This window comes from Verminephrobacter aporrectodeae subsp. tuberculatae At4 (genome assembly GCF_000193225.1).
Lineage (GTDB): Bacteria > Pseudomonadota > Gammaproteobacteria > Burkholderiales > Burkholderiaceae_C > Acidovorax > Acidovorax aporrectodeae.
The window spans coordinates 1-210 of the sequence record NZ_AFAL01000619.1 but is presented as its reverse complement, the minus strand read 5'-3'; the positions used below and the strand labels follow the sequence as shown (position 1 = coordinate 210).

Genomic DNA, 210 nt, shown 5'->3' with positions numbered 1-210 from the left:
TGGTGTTTGCCGGCAGACTACGCACCAGCAGGCCCGGGCGCAGCCCCATGCGCCCTCTGAGGTAAAGCTGATGGATGCACGCTGCATGCCGCCCGGGGCGGGTTGCCAGCGCAGTTGCGCGCGTGTGCCCTGCGCGGTGGCCGTTGCCGCGAGGCTGCGCGGAACGCCGATCTGCCAGGGAATTCCTTGTGCGGCCGCCGCCGCTTGCGA

1 pseudogene is annotated in these 210 nt (G+C 71.0%); it reads right to left on the bottom strand.

The features are described 5' to 3' along the window. Positions 1–210: pseudogene (locus tag VTU_RS35065) on the bottom strand (hypothetical protein); the annotation flags it as partial.